Origin of the sequence: Agromyces sp. H66 (assembly GCF_004959775.1) — a bacterium.
Classification (GTDB): domain Bacteria; phylum Actinomycetota; class Actinomycetes; order Actinomycetales; family Microbacteriaceae; genus Agromyces.
This window is the reverse complement of sequence record NZ_SJZG01000008.1, coordinates 130,891-151,119: the sequence shown is the minus strand read 5'-3', so window position 1 is coordinate 151,119 and position 20,229 is coordinate 130,891. Positions and strand designations below refer to the sequence as shown.

The following is a 20,229-nucleotide window of genomic DNA, read 5'->3' as shown; positions in this document are numbered from 1 at the left end:
CCGTGGATTGTTGCCTCGAGCACGAGTACTAGATTCCAGATTTTCATCCTGTCCTCCCCGCGACTGGCGCCGCACCGGCATGTCGACGGGGAAGGGGGCTGGTGATGGACATCATCCACGAGCGGGCTGCGGGCATCGATGTGTCCAAGCGTGATGCGAAGGTCGCCGTCCGGGTGCCGGGCAAACGCAAGGGCACGTTCCAGACCAGCGTGACGACGTGGGGTTCGACGACGTCGCAGGTGCTCGAACTGGTCGAGTACCTCGCAGGGCAGCAGGTCACGACGGTGGCGATGGAAGCAACCAGTGACTATTGGAAGCCGTTCTACTACCTGATGGAGGACCGGCTGCCGGTGATGCTGGTCAACGCCAAGCACGCCCGCAACATCCCCGGCCGCAAGACCGACGTGTCCGACGCGGCGTGGCTGGCGCAGCTGGCCGCGCACGGGTTGCTGCGGCCCTCGTTCGTGCCGCCCCCGCCGATCCGGGAACTGCGCGACCTGACCCGGGCCCGACAGGTCGTGGCACGGGACCGGGCCCGGCAGGTGCAACGCCTAGAGAAGCAGCTGGAGTCCTCCGGGATCAAGCTCTCCAGCGTCGTGTCGGATCTGACCGGGGTGTCCGGGCGGGCGATGCTCGACGCCCTCATCGACGGCCAGCGCGACCCGGCCGTGCTCGCCGACCTGGCCCAGCGCACGCTACGGCACAAGATCCCGCAACTCATCGACGCACTGCAGGGCCGGTTCACCGAGCACCACGCGTTCATGGTCCGCCAGTACCTGACCCAGATCGACGCGCACCAGGCGATGATCGATCAGCTCACCGAACGCATCGAGCACAACATCGGACCCTTTCGGCCCGCCCGGGACGCGCTCGTGAGCATCCCGGGCGTGTCCACCACGATCGCCGAGATCATCATCGCCGAGACCGGCGCGGACATGACCGCCTTTCCCACCGCCGCGCACCTGGCCTCCTGGGCCGGTGTCTGTCCCGGCCTGAACCAATCCGCCGGGAGGGTGAAGTCCTCCGCGACCACGCACGGGAACGCGTACCTGAAGGCCGCGCTCGGGATCGCGGCAATGTCCGCCTCACGCGCCAAGGGCACCTACCTCGCGGCGAGGTACCGGCGAATCCTGGCCCGCCGCGGCCCGGCCCGCGCGATCGTCGCGATCGAGCACACCATCCTCACCGCCGTCTGGCACATGCTCCACAACGGCGAGAGCTATACCGACCTCGGCCCCGACCACTACGCCCACCTCAACCCCGACCGCGCCAAGCACACCGCCATCCGCCAACTCGAGAACCTCGGCTACAAGGTCGTGATCACCCCAACGGCCGCCTGAACCGCACGTTCAACTCTCGTACTAGTCACGAAATCGGCATCACGTTGATTCACACGTTGATTCACTCGGTCCGTGATCGTCGCTATGCGGAGGCCCTCAGGGGCTCGAGGGCGGCGAGGACGAGGTCGAGGCCGAAGATGAACTCCTCCGCTGGGTCGTAACCGGCAGCGATGAGCGCTGCGGCGGACTCGTTGAGGTAGGGGAACTCGTCAGGAGGAAGCTGGGGCAGGTAGACGTCCTCGGTCATGTCCGCGAGCTCGTCGGCGGTGTCGAACGGCAGGGTGGCTGCCTGCAGGGCGTAACCGTAGACGTAGCTGTTGATCAACCAATTGGCGTGGGTCGCCATCACGACAGAGAAGCCGGCCCTTCGCAGGCAGGCGGTGACCGCTTCGCGGTGGCGGAGATTCGCAGGCCCCGGCGATGTCCGCGACTCCATCAGGCCGATCGCCCACGGGTGCCGCGCGAGCGCCTGTCGGGTGGATGCCGCCTCCCACCGCATCGCCGACTGCCAGTCGGCTTCTTCGGGCGGGAGTTCGATCTCCGCGAACACGACGTCGATCATGGCGTCCAGCAGTTCGTCCTTGTTCGCCACGTAGTGGTAGAGCGACATGGCGCCCGCGCCGAGCGCGCCGGCCAGTCGGCGCATGCTCAGCCCGTCGACGCCCTCGCGGTCGGCGAGCCGGACCGCCTCGACCACCACCCGCTGCTTGCTCAGCCCCGCCTCTGACGCGACCTGGCCTTGTTCCTTCGCGGACATGGGTCTCCTCGCTCGCTCGAACGGCTTGACAATCGTACAGCGTACGCCTATCGTACAGCGTACGACGTACAGTGTACGAGCACGGGAGAATCGCAGCTCGGACATGAGGAGGCTTCTGTGGGAACCGAACAGCGAACGAACGCCGGAGAACGCCTGGTGTCGGGGGCGAGTCAGGCCGGGGAGGCGACGATGCGGGCTGCCGCCCAGCACCGGTACGGCCCGCCCTCGGTGCTCGAGTCGTCCGAGGTCGGGATACCGCTGCCCGGTCGAGGCGACGCGCTCGTCCGGGTGGGCGCGGCCTCGGTGCATCCCGGCGACACCTTCGTCATGACCGGTGAGCCCTACGTGGTGCGCCTGGTGTTCGGGCTCCGCCGGCCGCGCCACGGCATCCCCGGCAGGGACCTCGCCGGCGTGGTGGCCGCGGTCGGGAAGGATGTCACCACTCTCCGCCCGGGCGACGAGGTGTTCGGCTGGAGCACCACGGGAACGCTCGCGGAGTACGCCTGCGTCCCGGCGGGCAACCTCGTCTCCGTGCCTGCCAACCTGTCGGCCGCGGAGGCGGCAGCGGTGCCCACGTCGGCCATGACGGCGTTGCAGGCATTGCGCGAGATCGCGAGGGTTCGACCGGGCCAGACCGTGCTGATCACGGGCGCGTCGGGCGGCGTGGGCTCCTTCGCCGTGCAGATCGCCAAGGCGTTCGGCGCCGAGGTGACGGGTGTGTGCAGCACCCGCCACGTCGGCATGGTCCGCTCACTCGGTGCCGACCACGTCGTCGACTACACGAGGACGGACTTCACCCGCACCGAGAAGCGCTACGACGTCATCCTCGACAACGTGGAAGCGAAGCCGCTGGCGGCTGTCCGCCGAGCGCTGGCGCCCACCGGCACCCTCATCCCCAACAGTGGACGCGGCGGCCGCTGGCTCGGCCCCCTCGGCCGGATCGTCGAAGCGCGCCTGCTGTCCGGGTTCACCCGTCAGCGGCTGAAGCCCTTCACGTCGTTCGGGAAGCGCCAGGACCTGCTCACCCTGGCCGACCTGCTCGCGACCGGGCAGGTCACGCCCGTCATCGACCGCACCTACCCCCTCGACGAAGCAGCCGACGCCCTCCGCTACGTCGCGGCCGGCCACACCCGAGGGAAGGTCGTGATCACCGTCTGACGACCGGACCGGCGAGAACGACCCAACCAGTGCGTACGCACGCCCAGACCTGCCGCCATCCGGCGGACGGACCGCTTCTCATGAAAGAAGAACCGATGACCATCCGAACGAACACCCCGACCATGCTCGACAACCCGCCGATCCCCGTGCGGGTCAAGCTCGCCGCCGCATGGACCAGCTTCATGTTCCTCTACATCTACGTCGATTTCTTCAACCTCTACAAGCCCGGCGTCGTCGACGGCATCCTGAATGGCCTCGTCTGGAGGTTCGACGTCAGCTCGACGTTGTTGACGATCATGCTCGCGTCCGTGGCGATCCCGGCCCTGATGGTGATGCTCTCCATGACGCTGCCCGCCCGGGTGAATCGCGCCACGAACCTCGTCATCGCGTCGCTCTACATTCCCTACTCGATGTTCAACGCGGCAGGGGCGACCTGGGAGTGGGCCTTCTTCTACGGCCTCTCCATCGGAATCGAGGTGCTGCTCCTGGCCTTCATCCTGCGCTCGGCCTGGACATGGCCCCGAAACCCCGCCGTCCAAGCCGGTCCCGCGACAACCGACCTTCGAGAGGGCATTCGACAGTAGGTGCCCGTGCAACGTCGTACCGCGTGAAGCCCGCCGCCGCCGCGGACACCGAGTTCACCGTGACCACTCAGTCGCGGTATGCGCAGAGAACCTGCTCACGAACGATCCGGTGTCCGCGCGGGGGCCGGCCGAGCGCGTCCTGGATGAACTCCGCCACCGCAGCCGGGTACGCCGTGTCGAGGCCGAGCGAGTAGACCGACGTGAAATGGCTGTGGCCGGCCGCGATCCGCGGCTCGGCCACGCGCGCCGCCTGGCCGTAGAAGGTGACCGGATCGTGCTCGCCGACGCCCAGCCACAGCGGAACGGACAGCGCGGCGAGCGCGGGCACGGCAGACACCTCGCGGCCGCCGTAGTAGAGCGCGACCATGCCGGCGATCTCCTCCCCGGCCGTCGCGGGGTCGTAGATGCCGGACTGCAGCACCACTCCCGCGAGTCCCGATTCGATCGCGCCGCCGTGCCCGGCCAGGTGCCCGGCGACGTGTGCGGCGCCCGCGGAGTGCCCGAACAGGATGATCCGGTCGGGGTCTCCTCCGATCTCCGGCGCCTGCGCCCGCAGCGCACGCACCGCGAATCCGACATCCTCCGCTCCCGCGGGCCAGAGATGCCCGGGCGCGAGTCGGTACGACATCGTCGCGCCGATCCACCCATGGCTCGCGGCCCAGGCGCCGACGTTGTCGTGGAACGGCTGCACCGGATCACGGCGCTCGCCGCCCACGAAGCCGCCGCCGTGCACGAAGAGCAGCATCGGACGCGATGCGCCCGCCTCGAGCGGTGCCGCGGCGTGCAGGTCGAGGCGCTGCCGCTCGTGCGGCCCGTAGGCGACGTCGCGCATCACGACCGGCGCCGTGGCCGGCCCGAGCAGCTCCGCGAACAGCGCACGCTGGGCGGCGACCACTTCGGGCGTGAACGAGCGCCCGTGCTCACGCAGCGCGGCCCAGACGTCGGCGGGGATCATCCGTCTTCCCGGAGGTCCCGGATCAGTCGACCTCGCGGACGACGTTGCGCAGCGTTCCGAGGCCCGTGACCTCGACCTCGACGACATCGCCGTCGACGACGAAGCCCTGCGGCTCCATGAACAGGCCGACGCCACCCGGAGTACCGGTGACGATGACGTCGCCGGGGGCGAGCGGGGTGAAGGTCGTGACGTACTCGATGATCGACGGGATGTCGTTGATCAGGTCGGCGACGACGCCGTGCTGGCGCACCTCGCCGTTGACGCGGGCGGTGAGTTCGAGCCTGGTGACGTCGCCGACCTCGTCGGCCGTGACGAGATACGGGCCGAAGCCGCCGGTGCCCAGCCACGTCTTGCCCGGCAGCCACTGGCTGGCCGCGCGCTGCCAGTCGCGAACCGAGAAGTCGTTGTACACGGCGTAGCCGGCGACGTGGTCGTACGCATCGGCCTTCTTCACCTTGTAGGCGGGCTTCGAGATGACCAGGGCGACCTCGCCCTCGTAGTCGAACTCATTCGAGATGCGGGGCTTCAGTGCTTCCTCGCCGTGGCCGATCTGGCTGTCGGCGTAGCGGGCGAAGATGACGGGCGCGGCCGGGGCGGCCTTGCCGATCTCGTCCTGGTGGCTGCGGTAGTTCACGCCGATGCAGATGATCTTGCCCGGGTGCGGGATGACCGGGGCGAGCTGCACGTCGGCGAGGGCGACGGGGTCCTCGCTGTGCGCGGCGAGCCCCTCGAGGGCACTGTCGGCGATCGCCGCGGCGAGGGAGGGTGCCACGGATGTCGCGTCGAAGATCGTCTCGCCGTCGAGACGGCCCCACGCGATCGAGGTGCCCTCCCCGGAAGAGGCAGGGCGATAGTAACTGGTGAACTTCGTCAATCGGGTTGCTCCTGAGGAAAGGGGTCAGTTCGCCGCGATGTGCTCGCGGGCGGGGAAGAGTCCGTGCGAGCGGAACTCGCTGAAGTCGTAGATCGACCACTTCGTGGCCCAGGCACGGTCGTCCTGCGGCCAGACGATCGGCGGCCGGTCGTCGTCGAGGATCCACTCCATGTCGGTGTAGAGCTCGACCACGGCCCCCGTGGGCTCGACGTAGTACGCGGCGACGTTGTGGCCGGCGCCGTGGCGCACGGGTCCCATGAGCAGTCGCGATCCCGCGTCATGCAGCCGGTCGCCCAGCTTGCCGAGCTCGGCGATCGACTGCACCTGCCACGCGTGGTGGTGCATCCAGCCCTTCCCCTTCATGAGGGCGACGCCGTGATGCTCCGCGTTGCAGCGCAGGAAGTAGGCGAAGTCGTCGCCGATGACGTCGGAGATGCGGAAGTCCAGGACGTCCGTGAAGAACGTCAGCATCGGCTGCAGATGCTGCGGGTGCAGGTTCACGTGGCCGAAGCGGTCTGGCGCATGGCCCGTGGGCGTGACGCCTGCGGGCTCGAGGCCGATGTAGATCTCGAAGACGAAGCCTTCCGGGCCGACGAAGGCGAACCCGTCGGCCACGCCGGGGTGCAGCGGGGTGTTCGACAGGATCGGGTAGCCGGCGTCGAGGATGCGGGTGCGGGCGAGATCGAGGCCCGCCTTGCCTGCGGCGACGAGGCCGATGTGACCGACGCCGTTCTCCGGCGCGTCGAGGTAGACGAGCTCGTGGTGCCGGCGGGCGCGGCTCGAGAGATAGACCGCGTTGCCCGAGCGGTGGGTCTCGGTGAGACCGAGGATGTCGCGTGCATGCGCGATCGTGCCCTCGAGTTCCTTGGATTGGAGCGAGACGTATCCGATCTCACTGATCACCCCGAACGCCATGAGCTCTCCTTTCATGATGGACTCGAAAGTATATTATCAGCGTATCGTATATTCATGGATCATTGCTGGATGATCCGCTCACATCGACCAAGATTGAAGCCATGGCCACAGAGCGAACGCGCAAGCGCGGGCAGGTGATCGACGCCATCCGCGCCGACGTCCTGAGCGGGGTCTGGCCTCCCGGCAGCCGCGTCCCTCCCGGAGAGCTGGCCGAGCGCTATGAGACATCCACAACCGTGATCCGCGAGGCGCTCACCCGGCTCGCGGGCGAGAACTTCCTCACCATCGAACCGAACCGCGGATTCTTCGTGCCGGCGCTCACCGAAGGCGGCCTGCGCGACATCACCGACGCGCGCTGCCTGATCGAGGGGCGCGCCCTCGAGCTCGCCATCGAGCGCGGCGGCGTCGAGTGGGAGGGCGAGCTCATCGCCGCCCATCACCTGCTGGCTCGCACTCCGCGCCGCACCGAGGACGACCCCACGCACACCAGCGCCGACTGGCTCGCCGCACACCGCGCGTTCCACGAGAAGCTCATCGAGGCCTGCGGTGTGCCGTCGCTCTGCGGCTTCGCGCGTCAGTTGACCAACGCCACCGAGCTCTTCCGCCGCTGGTCGGCCCCCGACCCGAACGCACGCGTCCGTGACGTCGAGAAGGAGCACCGGGACATCCTCGACGCGGTCCTCGCACGAGATACGGAGACCGCGGTCGCGCTGCTGCAGGCGCACTTCCAGCGCACCAGCGAAATCGTGCTGCATCGCGCCCACCAGGAAGACAGGGCTCACCAGGAGGACGCGGGCTGAAGTCGCGACCTGACCGCGGCTTCAGTCGAAGGTGTAGTCGCCATCGGCGATGGTCTCGGTGGCCGCCCAGTACTCGACGTTCGTGTACGGCCAGATCGTGACGACGCGGCCGGCGGCGTTCTGGTACCAGTTCGAGATGTAGTCCTGGCCCCACGCCATCCGACGGTTCCCGGCGTCGACCCACGAGACGAAGCGATCGGTCGCCGCCTCGGTGACGTCGAGCGATCGGGCGCCGCGGCGCAGCAGCTCGCCGACGGCGCGCACGGCGTACTCGGCCGCGCGCTCCATCATGAGATGGCCGGACCCGGCGACGACGCCGTTCACGTTGGGGCCGTAGATCAGGAAGAAGTTCGGGAACCCCGGCACGGCGATGCCGTTGTACGCGCGCGAGTCGCCCGCCCAGTAGTCGTGCAGCTCCACTCCTCGGCGGCCGAACACCTCGATGCCGTCGAGGAAGTCGCTCGCCTTGAAGCCCGTGGCGAAGACGATGACGTCGGCTTCGTGCAGCACGCCGTCGCCATCGACCACACCCTCGGGAGTGATGCGACCGACCCCGGAGGAGACGACCGTGGTCCGCGGCGCCTGCATCGCCTCGGCCCACACGCCGTTGTCGCGGAGCATCCGCTTCGCGCCCGGCGGATAGTTCGGAATGGCGAGCTCGAGCAGCTCGGGGCGATCCCGGTACTGCTCGGCCATGCGCGCGATGAGCGCTTCGCGCACCTCGTGGTTCTTCGCGCTCACCGACAGCGGGACGCCGTGCCAACCCTCCTCGGCGGTGACGGTGTGGAACCGCCCCGGGATGCCGAGGAGCACGGTCCAGAGCCGGAACCACTGGCCGTGGTACGGCACCTTCCGCTGCAGCCAGTCGAAGGTCTCGGTCATGGGCTCGTGGTAGCTGTCGGCCGGGATCATCCAGGGCGCGCTGCGCTGGAAGACCGTCAGCTGCGCCACCTCCTCGTAGATGGCCGGGACGATCTGGTACGCGCTCGCGCCGGTGCCGATGACGACGACCCGCTTGCCCGAGGTGTCCACCGTCTCGTCCCAGTCCTGCGAGTGGACCGCCCTGCCCGCGAACGTCTCGAGGCCGGGGAAGTCGGGGATGTGCGGCCGGTCCAGCTGTCCCAGCGCCGAGATCACGGCATGGAACCGGCGCTCCTCGGTGCCGTGCGGCCCGGCCAGGGCGACCACCCACTGCGCGGCCTCCTCGTCCCAGCGCGCCGACTCGAACCGCGTGCCGAACTCGATGCGCTCCGTGATGCCCGCGCGGTCGGCGACCTCGACGAGGTAGTCGCGAATCTCCGCGCCCTCGGCGAACTGATGCGGCCAGTCGGTCTTCTGCGCGAACGAGTACGAGTAGCCGAATGTGGGGGTGTCCAGGCGCACACCCGGGTAACGGTTCTTCCACCACGTGCCGCCGAGCTCAGGCGCCTCCTCGATCACCGTGAACGGCACTCCTGCCTGCAGCAGGCGATAGCTCGCCGCGATGCCCGAGACACCGGTGCCGACGACGAGCACGCTGAACTCGCGGTCGCCGGCGACATCCGCGTACGTGAAGCCGGGGGTGCCGTTCTTGTCGGGTGCGAGGTCGAGCTCGTGCTTGAGTGACGGCCAGTACTCGGGCTGCCCGTTGGTGAGGAAGTCGAGGATCGCGTCGACCTGCTCTGCGGGCAGTACGCCGACCGAGCGGATGGCGCCGGCGCGCAGCCGCCGCAGGGCCGCGAGCGCCACCGACCGCGCCCGGTCCACCTGCACCGGGGTCATCCCGCCGTGCGGCTGCGCGTAGGTGTCGACGACCGTCAGCGGCGGGCGAAGGTCGCCCTCGAGGATCGACGGATCGCCGAGGGCCGCGGCGAGCGCGGCGAGCAGGGCCGGCAGGTCGGCCCGCTCCACGATGCGCGCGAGCTCGTCGTCCGACTCGGTGATGGGCTCGTACTCGTCCCGCCAGAACAGGTCGTCGTAGGGGACCGTCAGCGGGGCGACCGGCGGTGCGGCGAGCGATCCGGCGTCGGGAGTCATGCTTCCTCCTTGCTGGTGACGAGGAGCGGGGCCTCGTAGGCCCGCAGTGCGGCGATGACCCGGTCCTCGTCGCCGGGCGAGATGACCGCGGCGACGTACTTGTCGGGGCGGGCGAGCAACGCGACCGCGCCCGCTCCCGCCGCGCGCGCCTCCCCGCAGAGCGAAACCACGGTGTCGGCCGTCTCCACGACGGTGACGACGTCGTCCTGCTCCGCCGGCGCGGGAATGCCGCTGCCGGCGGGCAGCACCCGCACGTGACGCGCGCCGAGACCGCTCCAGTAGCCGCCCCGCGCGTCGATTCCTGCGCCGTCGCCGATCTGCACGAGTGCCCAGTCGCCGCCGAGCGCGCGGTCGAGGCCGCCCGTGGTGCCGTCGGCGAATGTCACCGTGGGCTGCCCGAGGGGGCGCCCGATGACGCCGGCGAGCGGCATCTTCGGGCTCGACGCCGGCGCAGCCACCCCGTCGGCGTAGTGCGGCGGCGTGATGAAGCGCATGTTGCGCAGGTAGTCGTTGATTCGCGGCACGACGCTGACCGCGCGGAAGGCCGCGTCGCGCAGGCGGGTCTTCGTGGCGCCGATGGCCATCACGACCGCGCCCGTGCGCCGCGAGACGGTGACCATCTTCGCGCCGTGGGTGCGCCGCTCGGATTCATAGCTGTCGAGAAGGGCGTCGGTTCCGCGCCCGGCCAGCACGTCGAGGAGCTTCCACGCGATGTTGCTCGCGTCGCGCAGGCCTGCGTTCAGCCCCTGGCCGCTGAAGGGCGGCATGAGGTGGGCTGCGTCGCCGATGAGGAAGGCGCGCCCGCGTCGGTAGTGCTCGGCCACGCGCTGATGCGCGACGTACACGACCGCCCGCCGGATGTCCTCCGGGCGGACGCCGGGCTGGATCGGCTCGCAGAGCCCGATGATCCGATCGGGCGCGCACATGGCGTCGCCGTCCTCGCCGTCGAAGAGCATGAACTCGAGGCGCAGGCGGTTCTTCACCCCGGGCACGAGCACGTAGGGACGCTCGCCGTTGCCATGGAACTCGGCGTACGGCCCCCGCGGCGTGGCGACGTTCAGCAGGTCGACGACGATCCAGCGCTCCTGCTGGGTCGAGCCGACGAGTCGTGTGCCGATCGCGGTGCGCACGAACGACTTCCCGCCGTCCGCGCCGATCAGGAACTTCGCCTGGATCCGCTCGGACGGCGCATCGTCGTCGCCGGGCGCGCGCACCTCGACCACGACTCGCTCGGCGCCCTGGCTCACCGCGACCGCCAGCATGCCCGCTCGGAAGTCGATGCGGGGATGCGTCACGGCGCGATCCCAGAGCAGCCCCTCGAGCACCGGCTGGTCGAACTGGCTCTTGGCCGGATGACCGGTGCGGCTGGGCAGTGGCTTCGACGCCGCGAGCAGGCGGTCGTTCAATCCGAAGTACTTGCTGCCCGTATCGAGCAGTGTCTCGGCCTTGAGTTCGTCGCAGATGCCCAGGCGATCCATGATCCGGAAGGTCTCATCCGCGATGCTGATCGCCCGGGGCAGATCGCCGGGAGCGGTCTGCGACTCGACGACGGTGACGCTCGCACCGCCGTCGGCGAGCCACAGTGCGGCGGTCAGCCCGACCGGTCCGCCGCCGACCACGATGACATCGCGAAGATCGAGCATCGTGTCGCTCATGCGGCACGATCCTCCCGGGCGCCGCCCGCGTTGGTCTTGGCGAACTGCACCTCCTCGTACACGAGCGCGCGCAGCTCGGCGAAACGCGTCATGGAGCGTGTGCCGACCTGATCGCGTTCGTCCGGCAGGTCTATGGCGATGTCGTCCTGGATGATCGTGGGCGAGCTGGAGAGCACCAGCACACGGCTGCCGAGATAGACCGACTCATCGATGTCGTGCGTGATGAACAGGATCGTCATGTCGTGCTCGCGCCACACCTTGCGCACGAGATCCTCGAGCTCGCCGCGGGTCTGAGCGTCGACGGCCGCGAACGGTTCGTCCATCAGCAGCACGGTCGGGCGCGAGGCCACCGCGCGGGCGATGGCCACGCGCTGCTGCATACCGCCCGACAACTGCCACGGGTACGACGTCATCGCGTGCCCCAGGGAGACGGCGTTGAGTGCGTCGAGCACGCGAGCCCTGCGCTCGGCCTTGGGCAGGCCGGCCGTCTTGAGCGGAAGCTCGACGTTGGCCTCGACCGTCATCCACGGGAAGAGGCTGCGCCCGTACTCCTGGAACACCACCGCGAGGCCCTCGGCGGGGCCCTGCACGCGCTTGCCATCGAGGGCGACGATGCCGCCCGTGGGCTCGAGCAGGCCCGAGATCATCTTCAGCAGGGTCGTCTTGCCCGAGCCCGACGGCCCCACGAGGCACGCGAACTCGCCCTGGTGCAGGTCGAAGGTGAGGCTGCGCACCGCCTCCACGGCGCCGGCGCGCCCCCGGTAGATCTTGCTCAGGTTCTCGACATGGAGACGGACATCGCCGCCCATTCGCCCACTGCCGTTCGTGTCAATTGTCATCAGCCGCCGCCTTGAGTCCGTCGTACCACTTGAGGACGCCCTTCTGAACGAGGGCGAAGATCGCCGAGAGCAGCACGCCGACGACGCCGAGCAGCAGCACGCCGCTCCACATCTCGGGCACCGCAACCCGGTTCTGGAAGTTCGTGATGAGCGTGCCGATGCCGTTCGCCGACGCGAACATCTCGGACACGACCATGAGGATGAGGCCCACCGCGAGGCTCTGGCGCACGCCGGCCATGATGGCCGGCGACGCGCCGGGCAGCACGAGGTGCCAGACGCGGTTCCAGCCGCGAACGCCGTACACCTTCGCCGTGTTGGAGAGCACCTCGTCGAGCGACCGCACACCCGTGATGGTGTTCAGGAGCACGGGCCAGAGGCATCCCAGCACGATCACGGTGGTGCGCATCGTGTCGTTCAGGCCGATGACCAGCAGCAGGACCGGGATCATGATCGTCGACGGGATCGCACGGAGGAACTCCAGCATGGGCTCGGAGAACCACCGCGCCGCACGGAACGAACCGATGACGACGCCGAGCGCGACGCCGAGCACCGTCGAGATTGCGAGGGCGAGCAGCAGCCGGCCGAGGCTCGGCACCACGTCGCTCAGGATGTTGTCGCCCAGCCAGACCGAGACGAACTTCTCCCAGAGCGGCAGGGGACGCGGCACGAAGATGCTCACGTCGCCGAGCGTCGCGAGGTACCAGACGACGATGAGCACGATGGGCAGGCCCAGCCAGTACCCGAGGTTCTTCAGGATGGTCATGCGGGGACCTCCGCGCGGATCGACTCGTGCCAGAACAGCACCTTGCGCTCGGCGGCCCTGGCCGCGAGGTTGATGACGATGCCGAGCGCGCCCGCCGTGACGATCAGGGCGTACATCGCCACCGGCGCGCCGTTGAGTTGAGCCTGCGCCACCGACTGCCCGAGCCCGTCGGTACCGATGATGAGTTCGGCCGAGATGCCGAGGATCAGCGCGATCGTCGCAGACAGGCGCACGCCGGTCATGAAGTACGGCAGCAGTGTCGGGAAGACGAGGTGACGGGCCCGCTGCAGCCAGGTCATGCGCATCGTGAGCGTCGTCTCGTAGGCGATCTTGTCGACATCGGCGACGCCGTAGAGGGTCTGGATGAGCACGACGAAGAAACAGCCGTAGACGATGATCAGCAGCTCGGCCTCGAGCTGGGGACCGAACGCGAGCGCCGCGATCGGGATGAGCGCGACCGACGGGATGGGACGCAGGAACTCGAGCACCGTGAAGGTCGCGCGGCGCAGGAATCGGCTGGATCCGATCAGCACGCCGACGACGAGGCCCGCGACCGACGAGATGACGAGGCCGAGCAGCCAGGCCCACAAGGTGGCGCCGATGGCCGCCCAGAACGAGGTGAGGGCGAAGTTCGCGAAGAACTGGCCGATCACCTGCGCGGGATACGGCAGGAACTCGTCGGACACCGGCCCGAACTCGGCATAGAGCTGCCAGGTGACGAGGAACGCGACGACGCCGGCCACGCCGAGCACCACCGGGCCCCACTGCGCGCGGCGGTCGCGGCGCATCGCCTTGACGACGCGGATGACCTGCGTGCCGGTGACGGGAAGAGGAGCTAGCATGCTTCCTTCATCCACCCTTCCTCTGTGACTGGGCGCGGGAGACGCGGCTGGGCCACGCCTCCCGCGGGTCCGCGTCAGTGCTTCCAGATCACCGCGTCCATGTCGGGCTCGGTGGAGACGATCTCGTAGCGCGTCATCAGCTCGGCGAAGGTGTCGAGGACGGCCGGGTCGAGCTCGGACGAGTAGGTCGTCCAGACCTGTGCCTGAGCCGCCTTCTCCGGGATGTTGAGGATCGAGGGCAGCAGCGCCGCGAGCGCGTCGTGGTTGGCGTTCGCGTACTCGTAGGTCTCCTCGAGCGCGGCGACGAACTCGGCGGTCTGGTCGGCGTGCTCCTTCGCGAACGTGCCGTTGCCGGCGATGACGAGTTCGTTCCTGCCGAGGCCGTCCTCCTGGATGAAGTCGCTCAGCACAGATCCGCCCGCAGCCTCGACCTGGCCGATCCACGGTGCGCCGGTCATGCCGGCGTCGATCTGGCCCGACTCGAGCGCGGCGGGCACGTCGCCGAGGGCGAGCTGGATGTACGTGATCCTGCTCGGGTCGCCACCGTCGGCCTCGACCGCCGCGTTGATACCGATCTCACCGATCGAGCCGAGGGCATTGATCGAGACCGTCTTGCCCTCGAGATCCCTGGGACTCGTGGCGGCCGAGCCGGCGCCGACGACGAGCGCGGTGGAGTCGTTCACGGTGGCCGGGTCGTTCTGCGCGTAGCCGGCGATGATCTGAACGTCGAGTCCCTGCGTGTTGGCGAGGATCGGCGAGACCGGGCTCGCGAGCATGAACTGGATCTTGCCGCTGTCGAGCGCGGGCAGCTGAGCCGCCGACGACGCGGCCTGGATGATCTCGACGTCGAAGCCGTGGTCCTCGAAGAAGCCCTGGTCTTCGCCCGCCTGGATGACGGCGACCGACGGCGACGTGAAGACGCCGATCGAGATCGGCGTGAGGCCGCCCTCGGTGATGTCGGCGGCAGGAGCGGCTGCGCTGCCGTCGACCGACCCTCCTGCGCAGCCCACGAGGCCGAGCGCGAGGGCGGCGGTGACACCGGTGATTGCGAGTTTGCGTGCTGACGACATTGTCGACCTCTTCTTTGAGTTCAGATCCGGGCGGGCCGGTTCGGGTGAGTACACGATACTACAGATAGTGCAGTATTCAGAAATAGTATATTGCTATCCAGAACGCGGCGTGCGCGTTACAGGATGCTGGCGGCCTCGTAGACGCGGCCGAGCACCTCGTCGAGCTCCTGCGCCAGGCACTCGGCGGCGACCACGTGGTCGGGGCGCACGATCAACGCACCGACCGGACGCGCATCGAACCAGGCCTGCAGGCTCGCCTCGCCTCCGAGGTCGCCGACGACCGTGACGCCCTCGGACACGTGCTCGCGCACCCACGGCAGCTGCGCCTTCGGCACGACCTGCACCAGACGTCCGCCGATGCGAGCCAGCGTCTCCGCCTTCTCGGGCGTCACGAACTTCGCCGGGTCGTTGTTCCACATCATCACGCGCCACCCTTGCCCGGTCGCGTCGTCGAGACGCATCTCGACGCCCGCGGCATCCGTCGCCTGCGGTTGCGGGAAGATCGACCCGGCCATCCGCGGCACGTCGCGCGCCGGCAGCGACTTGGACGTCGGCAGCGGGGTGTGCACCACCACGCCCCGGTCGAACTTCGGCTGCGGTTTGAACGCCTGGCGCTTCTGCGCCTCGCGCTCCTCGGGGGTTCGGTTGGCGGCGATGCGGTCGCGCTGTGCCGCCGCGGCCGGATCGTGGTCGGTCATCTCCTTCGCCATGCCCAGCGAGACCGACACCATCTGGGCGACGTGTCCGAGACGCTCCTGCTCGTAGGTGTCGAGCAGGGCCTCGCCCGCGTGCCCGTTCACCACTGCCGCGAGCTTCCAGCCCAGGTTGAACGCGTCGCGGATGCCCGAGTTCCATCCCTGGCCTCCGACGACGGGCATCACGTGGGCGGCGTCGCCGGCCAACATGATCCGGCCGACCTTGAACGTGCCCGCGACGCGCGCGTGGTGGCGGTAGACACGACTGCGGATGATTTCGAGCTTCGAGGGATCCGGCACGTGCGGGGCCAGCAGGGATCGGACGTACTCCTCGTCGTCGGCGTTCGCCTCCTCCCCCTCGAAGAGCGTGAACTCCCACCGACGGATGCCGTGCGGCAGCGAGATCGACGCGTAGCTGCGCGTCGGGTCGCCGCCGAAGACGGCGTGCGGCGTGCCGACGGGGTCGTTCGCGACGTCGATCACGAGACCGTCCGTGGGTCGGGTTTCGCCCTCGAACGAGATGCCGAGCCGCTTGCGCGTCGGTGACGCTCCGCCGTCGGCGGCGACGACCCAGCGTGCGCGCACCTTCTCGCCGTCGGCGAGCGTGGCGACCACGCCGTCCGCCTCCTCGAGGAGGTCGGTGACCTCGGTGCCGAATCGCACGGTGACGCTCGGGAAGCGCTCGAGGCCCTCGAGCAGCACCCGGTCGACGAGCGGCTGGACGAAGCCGTTGCGGCGCGGCCAGCCGAACTCCCGGGTCGTCGGGTCGACCTCCGACAGGATGCGACGATCCCCGTTCACCATGTAGATCTTCTGATCCGGGATGGTGTGCGGCAGCACCTCGTCGACGATCTCGGCGGTCTGCATCGCCCGCAGCGCCTCGTCGTCGATGCCCACGGCGCGCGGATAGTCGATGAGCTCGTCGCCCTTCTCGACCAGGAGGACGCCGACGCCCTGCTGACCGAGCAGGTTCGCCAGGGTCAGTCCCACGGGGCCCGCGCCGATGATGAGGACATCGGAGGTCGGAGTCATCCGGATCTGCGTCATGAAGTGCTCCCAGAGGATCGCGCCGCATTCAGGGCGGAGATGGTGTCGCCGAACGCGCGGTTCAGCAGGACGAGGTCGATGCCGAGGCCGACGTAGTCCACGAGGCCGTCGGCGAAGAGGGCGGCCGTGTAGTCGGGGCGGCCCGAGTAGATGCCGAGCGTCACGTCGTGCGCGGTCGTGAGCTCGCGCAGGTGCGTGATCGCGTCGCGGACGGGACCGTCCTCCCAGTCGCCGCGGCCGGGCAGGCCGTACGAGACGGCGAGGTCGGCGGGGCCGACGTAGATGGAGTCGAGGCCCGGGGTGGAGATGATCGCCTCGGCATGCTCGACGCCGATCCGGGTCTCGATCTGGGCGATGGTCGACACGGCGAGATTGCCCGCGTCGGCGTACGAGTCGCCGGTGTACAGCGCCGGCCGCGAGGGCCCCATGCTGCGGTTGCCGACCGGGAGGTACTTCGTGGCAGCGACGAGCGCCTCCGCCTCGGCACGCGATTCGACGGTCGGGGCGATGATGCCGCGCGCGCCGCTGTCGAGCAGACGCAGGATCGGCCACGCGTCGATCGATCCCACACGGGCGTACGCGTACGCGTTGCCTCGGGGCAGCGAGCGCAGGATGCCGCACGCCGCCTCGAGGCCGAGCTCGCCGTGCTGCAGGTCGAGGATCACCCCGTCGTAGCCGGCATTCAGGGCCCACTCGGACTCCGAGAACGACGGCAACGACTGATGGAACAGCACCGGCTGCGCGCCGCCCAGCGCCGCGGCCTTCATGTCGCCTGCTCCCCTCGACCAGCGAGGCGCGCGGCGTGCGCCGCCGCGGCCTGTCCGCCGAACACCGGCACGATCTCGCGGCGCGCGTAGCGCCAGTCGCCGTCGACGCGACGGTAGACCTCGCGGAACTCCCCCACCGACGCGGGCTGCGTCGAGGGCTCGTTGGCGTCGCGGAACGTCAGGTACTGCACGGTGCCGCGCACCTCGTCGGGGACGTCGCCGGCGACGAGGCGGATCGCGCCGATGAAGTGGCGGCCGACGATGTCGGTCTGCAGGGCACGCTTGGCGCCCCAGGCCTTCATGGCCTCGCGGTCCATGTCGCCCATCGGGCCGACGGAGACGCCGTCCTCGGTGTAGAGCTCCCAGGTCGTGTCGGCCTGGTCGTGGTCGAGGCGGTACAGCATCTCGGAGATCAGCTGCTCGATCTCGACACGGGTGATCGCGGGAACCGGACGGTAGTCGGTCATCCTCAGGTCCTTCCTCAGGCGTTCGAGTCGACGGTCGCGGTGACGCGGCCGAGCCCGGTGATCGTGGCGACGCACTCGACGTCGGCCGGCCATGGTTCGATGAAGCCGATCGAGCCCGACAGCAGCACTTCGCCCGCGCGCAACGGATGCCCCGTGCGGATCGCGGTCTCGGCGAGCCACTGAACGGCGTTGATCGGATCGCCGAGCACGTTGCTGCCGACACCGCGGGTGATCTCGGTGTCGCCCGCGGTGATGACCATCTCGACCTGCGTGAGATCGACGGACCCGTACGGGTGCTGCTCCTCGCCGAGCACGAGGCCGCTGCATCCGGCGTTGTCGGCGATCGTGTCGACGATCTGCCCGACGCTGCCGTCGTACCGGAAGTCGACGATCTCGAAGGCGGGGGTGACGTAGTCGATCGCCGCCGCGACGTTCTCGAGCGTTGACTCGAGGATGTCGGACTTCAGGACGAAGGCGACCTCGGCCTCGATGAGGAGCCGGTTGTACTTCGACGCGGGCAGCACGACCCCCGATTCGAAGACCATGTCGTCGTGGATGATCCCGTAGTCGGGCTCGAACACCCCGACGCGCTGCTGCACGAGCGGGTTCGTCAGGCCGACCTTGCGGCCGACCCGGCGTACGCCGAGCTCGCGTTCGCGCAGCGACGCGAACTCCTCGGAGATCGCGTACGCCGAGTCGAGGTCGTGATCGGGCAGGCGCGGGCTCACGTAGGGGACGGTGTATACCGCTTCCTTCGCATCGTGCAGTTCGCGCGCGATGGCCTTGACGGTCTCGGTGTCGACGGTCATTCGTTGCTCCTGTGCTTCTGGAGGAAGGCGACCGCCGCAGCGTTGAACACATCGGCCCCCTCCCACTGCGGCCAGTGGGCGGCTCCTTCGACGAGCAGGAACTCGCCGTCGGGGATGAGCTCCGCGAGGCGCCGCCCCTCCGCCTCGTCTCCGGTGGGTTCGTGGTCGGTCCAGACGAAGAGAGCGGGCACCGGGATCGCGGCGAAGTCCTCATCGGTGATGCGGTTGCGCCAGCGCGGCTCGGGTCGGCGCAGTACCGAGATGTGCGCCATGTTCTGCCCGGTCGGGTCCTGGCCGTACATCGCGCGGCGCACCTCGACGAGCTCGTCGGTGATCTTCTCCGGATCGTGGATGACGACTTCGAGACGCTTCCGCACGTTCTCGAACGTGGGCTCGGTGACCGCCTGCACGCTCACCGACTGCGCCTTGTCCACCTTCTGCTCGCCGACCACGCGCCCGCCGGGCGCGCTCAGGATCACCGTGCGCAGGCGCTCGGGGTGGTGCTCGGCGAACTTCACCGCGAGCCATCCGCCGAGCGACTCGCCCGCGAGGTGCACCCGGTCGAGACCCAGCGTGTCGAGCAGGTCGATGAGGTGCTGCTCGTACTCGGGGATCTCGAGGTCGTGATCCGTCAGCGTCGTGTAGCCGTGACCCGGGTAGTCGTACCCGATCACCCGGAAGCCGGCCTCGGCGAACGCGCGGACGTTCTGGGTCCAAGCCTCGATGTGGCCGCTGGTGCCGTTCGCGAGGACGACCGTCTCCGATCCGGCTTCGCTGCCCACCGGCTCGATCTCGAGCACGCGCGTGCGCCAGGCGCCGACGTGCACGTAGTGCAGGAGATGCGGAAGGTCCGCGACCGCCTCCCAGAAGGTGGACAGGCCGCTCATGCCGTGCGCGCCGCCTGGATCGCGAAGCCGGCCGCCCAGCCCTTGACCGCCCAGTAGTGGTCGACGGGGAACTCGTACGCGCCGCCGGTCGACAGCGCGGCGTACGCGGCGAGCCAGCTGCGCATCTCGTGCGCCGCGGACCCGCCCTCGGCGAGGAACCAGGCGTTGTCCCACGTGTCGGCCGGGGTCAGGTCGCCGGAGCGGAAGGTGTCGAGCAGCAGGCTGTCCCACTCCTCGTTCAGCGGATCGCTGGAACCGCCGCCGTCGGCGATCTTCTGGATCGACGAGACGATCGCGTTCTCGCGCGCGCGTCGTTCCTCTGGGGTGGGCGCATAGTCGATGAGCCGCTCCTGCAGGGTGCCGGGAGCTCCCTCCCAGCGCGGGATCGGCGGGTCGTGCGAGATGCCGCCCGATGCGATGAACAGCACGCGCCGGTCGAGCTGCTGGGCCGCCCGGCCGAACGCCTCACCCATCAGGCGTACGCGCTTCATCGGCGTCAGCGGAATCCCGAGCGAGTTGACGAACACGGGGATGATCGGCTGGGTGAACTCCGTGCCGAACAGGAAGTTCACCGGCTGCAGTACGCCATGGTCGACCTTCATGCGCTCGGAACGGCCGATGTCGATGCCCTGCTCGAGCACCAGGCGGTGCAGCTCGCGGGCGGTCTCGCTGTCGACGGGGATCTGGCCCTCGGTGGTGCCGTAGTCGCCGATGCCCTCGGCCTGCGCGCCCACGACCCAGGGCGAGATGTTCGAGTACAGCTGACCGTTGAAGTGGTCGGGGCCGAAGACCACGATCACCTCGGGGTCGAAGTCGGCGACGAACGCCTTGACCTCATCGATGGCCTCGGTGATCTCGGCGAACGTGGTCCCGCCGGGATCGACGTTGCCGAAGGAGGGCGCGTGGGACAGGGCGGCGACGGCGATCGACATTGCTGGCTCCGTTTCTATTTCTGGACTGCGGTTCTGAAGAGCGGCGCTGATCCGGGA

Annotated in this window: 20 protein-coding genes; 4 read left to right on the top strand and 16 right to left on the bottom strand. The window is 69.1% G+C overall.

Features of this window, described 5'->3' with window-relative positions; genetic code table 11:
• Positions 1 to 104: 104 nt before the first annotated feature.
• The gene (locus EZM51_RS14580; protein WP_136709031.1) at positions 105 to 1,340 is read left to right on the top strand and encodes an IS110 family transposase; all 1,236 of its coding nucleotides are present in this window, start codon (positions 105 to 107) and stop codon (positions 1,338 to 1,340) included.
• Positions 1,341 to 1,422: 82 nt separating this feature from the next.
• Here EZM51_RS14580 and EZM51_RS14575 read toward each other — a convergent pair whose 3' ends face one another.
• The gene (locus EZM51_RS14575) at positions 1,423 to 2,097 is read right to left on the bottom strand and encodes a TetR/AcrR family transcriptional regulator C-terminal domain-containing protein (RefSeq protein WP_136709030.1); all 675 of its coding nucleotides are present in this window, start codon (positions 2,095 to 2,097) and stop codon (positions 1,423 to 1,425) included.
• Positions 2,098 to 2,214: 117 nt separating this feature from the next.
• Between EZM51_RS14575 and EZM51_RS14570 the strand changes: the two genes are divergently transcribed.
• A complete protein-coding gene (locus tag EZM51_RS14570; RefSeq protein WP_136709029.1) occupies positions 2,215 to 3,255 on the top strand; it encodes an NAD(P)-dependent alcohol dehydrogenase in 1,041 nt (346 codons plus the stop codon).
• 95 nt (positions 3,256 to 3,350) lie between these two features.
• On the top strand, positions 3,351 to 3,839 hold the full coding sequence (locus EZM51_RS14565; RefSeq protein ID WP_136709028.1) for a DUF6326 family protein: 489 nt from the start codon (positions 3,351 to 3,353) through the stop codon (positions 3,837 to 3,839).
• Positions 3,840 to 3,906: 67 nt separating this feature from the next.
• On the opposite strand, the gene EZM51_RS14560 is transcribed toward EZM51_RS14565, so the two are convergent.
• The 3 genes from EZM51_RS14560 to EZM51_RS14550 are packed head-to-tail and all read right to left on the bottom strand — an operon-like array spanning position 3,907 to position 6,583.
• Positions 3,907 to 4,794: an alpha/beta hydrolase fold domain-containing protein gene (locus EZM51_RS14560; RefSeq protein WP_169053925.1), complete on the bottom strand. Its 888-nt coding sequence runs from the start codon at positions 4,792 to 4,794 to the stop codon at positions 3,907 to 3,909.
• 22 nt (positions 4,795 to 4,816) lie between these two features.
• Complete coding sequence (locus tag EZM51_RS14555) at positions 4,817 to 5,668, bottom strand: fumarylacetoacetate hydrolase family protein (RefSeq protein ID WP_136709026.1); 852 nt, start codon at positions 5,666 to 5,668, stop codon at positions 4,817 to 4,819.
• A 24-nt stretch (positions 5,669 to 5,692) separates the two neighbouring features.
• On the bottom strand, positions 5,693 to 6,583 hold the full coding sequence (locus tag EZM51_RS14550; protein ID WP_169053924.1) for a VOC family protein: 891 nt from the start codon (positions 6,581 to 6,583) through the stop codon (positions 5,693 to 5,695).
• A gap of 62 nt (positions 6,584 to 6,645) precedes the next feature.
• On the opposite strand from EZM51_RS14550, the gene EZM51_RS14545 reads away from it, so the two are divergent.
• Positions 6,646 to 7,383 (top strand): GntR family transcriptional regulator, encoded by a 738-nt coding sequence (locus tag EZM51_RS14545; RefSeq protein WP_248305670.1) that lies wholly within the window; start codon positions 6,646 to 6,648, stop codon positions 7,381 to 7,383.
• A 21-nt stretch (positions 7,384 to 7,404) separates the two neighbouring features.
• On the opposite strand, the gene EZM51_RS14540 is transcribed toward EZM51_RS14545, so the two are convergent.
• From EZM51_RS14540 to EZM51_RS14485, 12 genes are all read right to left on the bottom strand, one after another.
• Positions 7,405 to 9,399, bottom strand: coding sequence for an NAD(P)/FAD-dependent oxidoreductase (locus EZM51_RS14540; protein WP_136709024.1), 1,995 nt, complete (start codon positions 9,397 to 9,399; stop codon positions 7,405 to 7,407).
• Positions 9,396 to 11,054 (bottom strand): FAD-dependent monooxygenase, encoded by a 1,659-nt coding sequence (locus tag EZM51_RS14535; protein WP_136709023.1) that lies wholly within the window; start codon positions 11,052 to 11,054, stop codon positions 9,396 to 9,398. The genes EZM51_RS14540 and EZM51_RS14535 overlap by 4 nt, the downstream gene beginning before the upstream one ends.
• On the bottom strand, positions 11,051 to 11,893 hold the full coding sequence (locus tag EZM51_RS14530; RefSeq protein WP_211195925.1) for an ABC transporter ATP-binding protein: 843 nt from the start codon (positions 11,891 to 11,893) through the stop codon (positions 11,051 to 11,053). Before EZM51_RS14530 ends, EZM51_RS14535 begins: the two co-directional genes overlap by 4 nt.
• Positions 11,883 to 12,656: an ABC transporter permease gene (locus EZM51_RS14525; protein ID WP_136709022.1), complete on the bottom strand. Its 774-nt coding sequence runs from the start codon at positions 12,654 to 12,656 to the stop codon at positions 11,883 to 11,885. Before EZM51_RS14525 ends, EZM51_RS14530 begins: the two co-directional genes overlap by 11 nt.
• Positions 12,653 to 13,498 (bottom strand): ABC transporter permease, encoded by an 846-nt coding sequence (locus EZM51_RS14520; protein WP_248305669.1) that lies wholly within the window; start codon positions 13,496 to 13,498, stop codon positions 12,653 to 12,655. The genes EZM51_RS14525 and EZM51_RS14520 overlap by 4 nt, the downstream gene beginning before the upstream one ends.
• A 74-nt stretch (positions 13,499 to 13,572) precedes the next feature.
• A complete protein-coding gene (locus EZM51_RS14515; RefSeq protein WP_136709021.1) occupies positions 13,573 to 14,568 on the bottom strand; it encodes an ABC transporter substrate-binding protein in 996 nt (331 codons plus the stop codon).
• Between the two features lie 116 nt (positions 14,569 to 14,684).
• Positions 14,685 to 16,310: a bifunctional 3-(3-hydroxy-phenyl)propionate/3-hydroxycinnamic acid hydroxylase gene (locus EZM51_RS14510; protein ID WP_211195924.1), complete on the bottom strand. Its 1,626-nt coding sequence runs from the start codon at positions 16,308 to 16,310 to the stop codon at positions 14,685 to 14,687.
• A complete protein-coding gene (locus EZM51_RS14505; RefSeq protein WP_136709020.1) occupies positions 16,307 to 17,077 on the bottom strand; it encodes an aldolase/citrate lyase family protein in 771 nt (256 codons plus the stop codon). The genes EZM51_RS14510 and EZM51_RS14505 overlap by 4 nt, the downstream gene beginning before the upstream one ends.
• A complete protein-coding gene (locus EZM51_RS14500) occupies positions 17,074 to 17,544 on the bottom strand; it encodes a nuclear transport factor 2 family protein (protein WP_136709019.1) in 471 nt (156 codons plus the stop codon). The genes EZM51_RS14505 and EZM51_RS14500 overlap by 4 nt, the downstream gene beginning before the upstream one ends.
• A 14-nt stretch (positions 17,545 to 17,558) precedes the next feature.
• Complete coding sequence (locus EZM51_RS14495; protein WP_136709018.1) at positions 17,559 to 18,353, bottom strand: fumarylacetoacetate hydrolase family protein; 795 nt, start codon at positions 18,351 to 18,353, stop codon at positions 17,559 to 17,561.
• Positions 18,350 to 19,240, bottom strand: a complete 891-nt coding sequence (locus tag EZM51_RS14490) for an alpha/beta hydrolase (protein ID WP_136709017.1) — start codon at positions 19,238 to 19,240, stop codon at positions 18,350 to 18,352. Before EZM51_RS14490 ends, EZM51_RS14495 begins: the two co-directional genes overlap by 4 nt.
• Positions 19,237 to 20,172 carry a 3-carboxyethylcatechol 2,3-dioxygenase gene (locus EZM51_RS14485; RefSeq protein ID WP_136709016.1) on the bottom strand — a complete coding sequence of 312 codons (936 nt, stop codon included), beginning with the start codon at positions 20,170 to 20,172 and terminating at the stop codon, positions 19,237 to 19,239. The genes EZM51_RS14490 and EZM51_RS14485 overlap by 4 nt, the downstream gene beginning before the upstream one ends.
• Between the last annotated feature and the right edge of the window lie 57 nt (positions 20,173 to 20,229).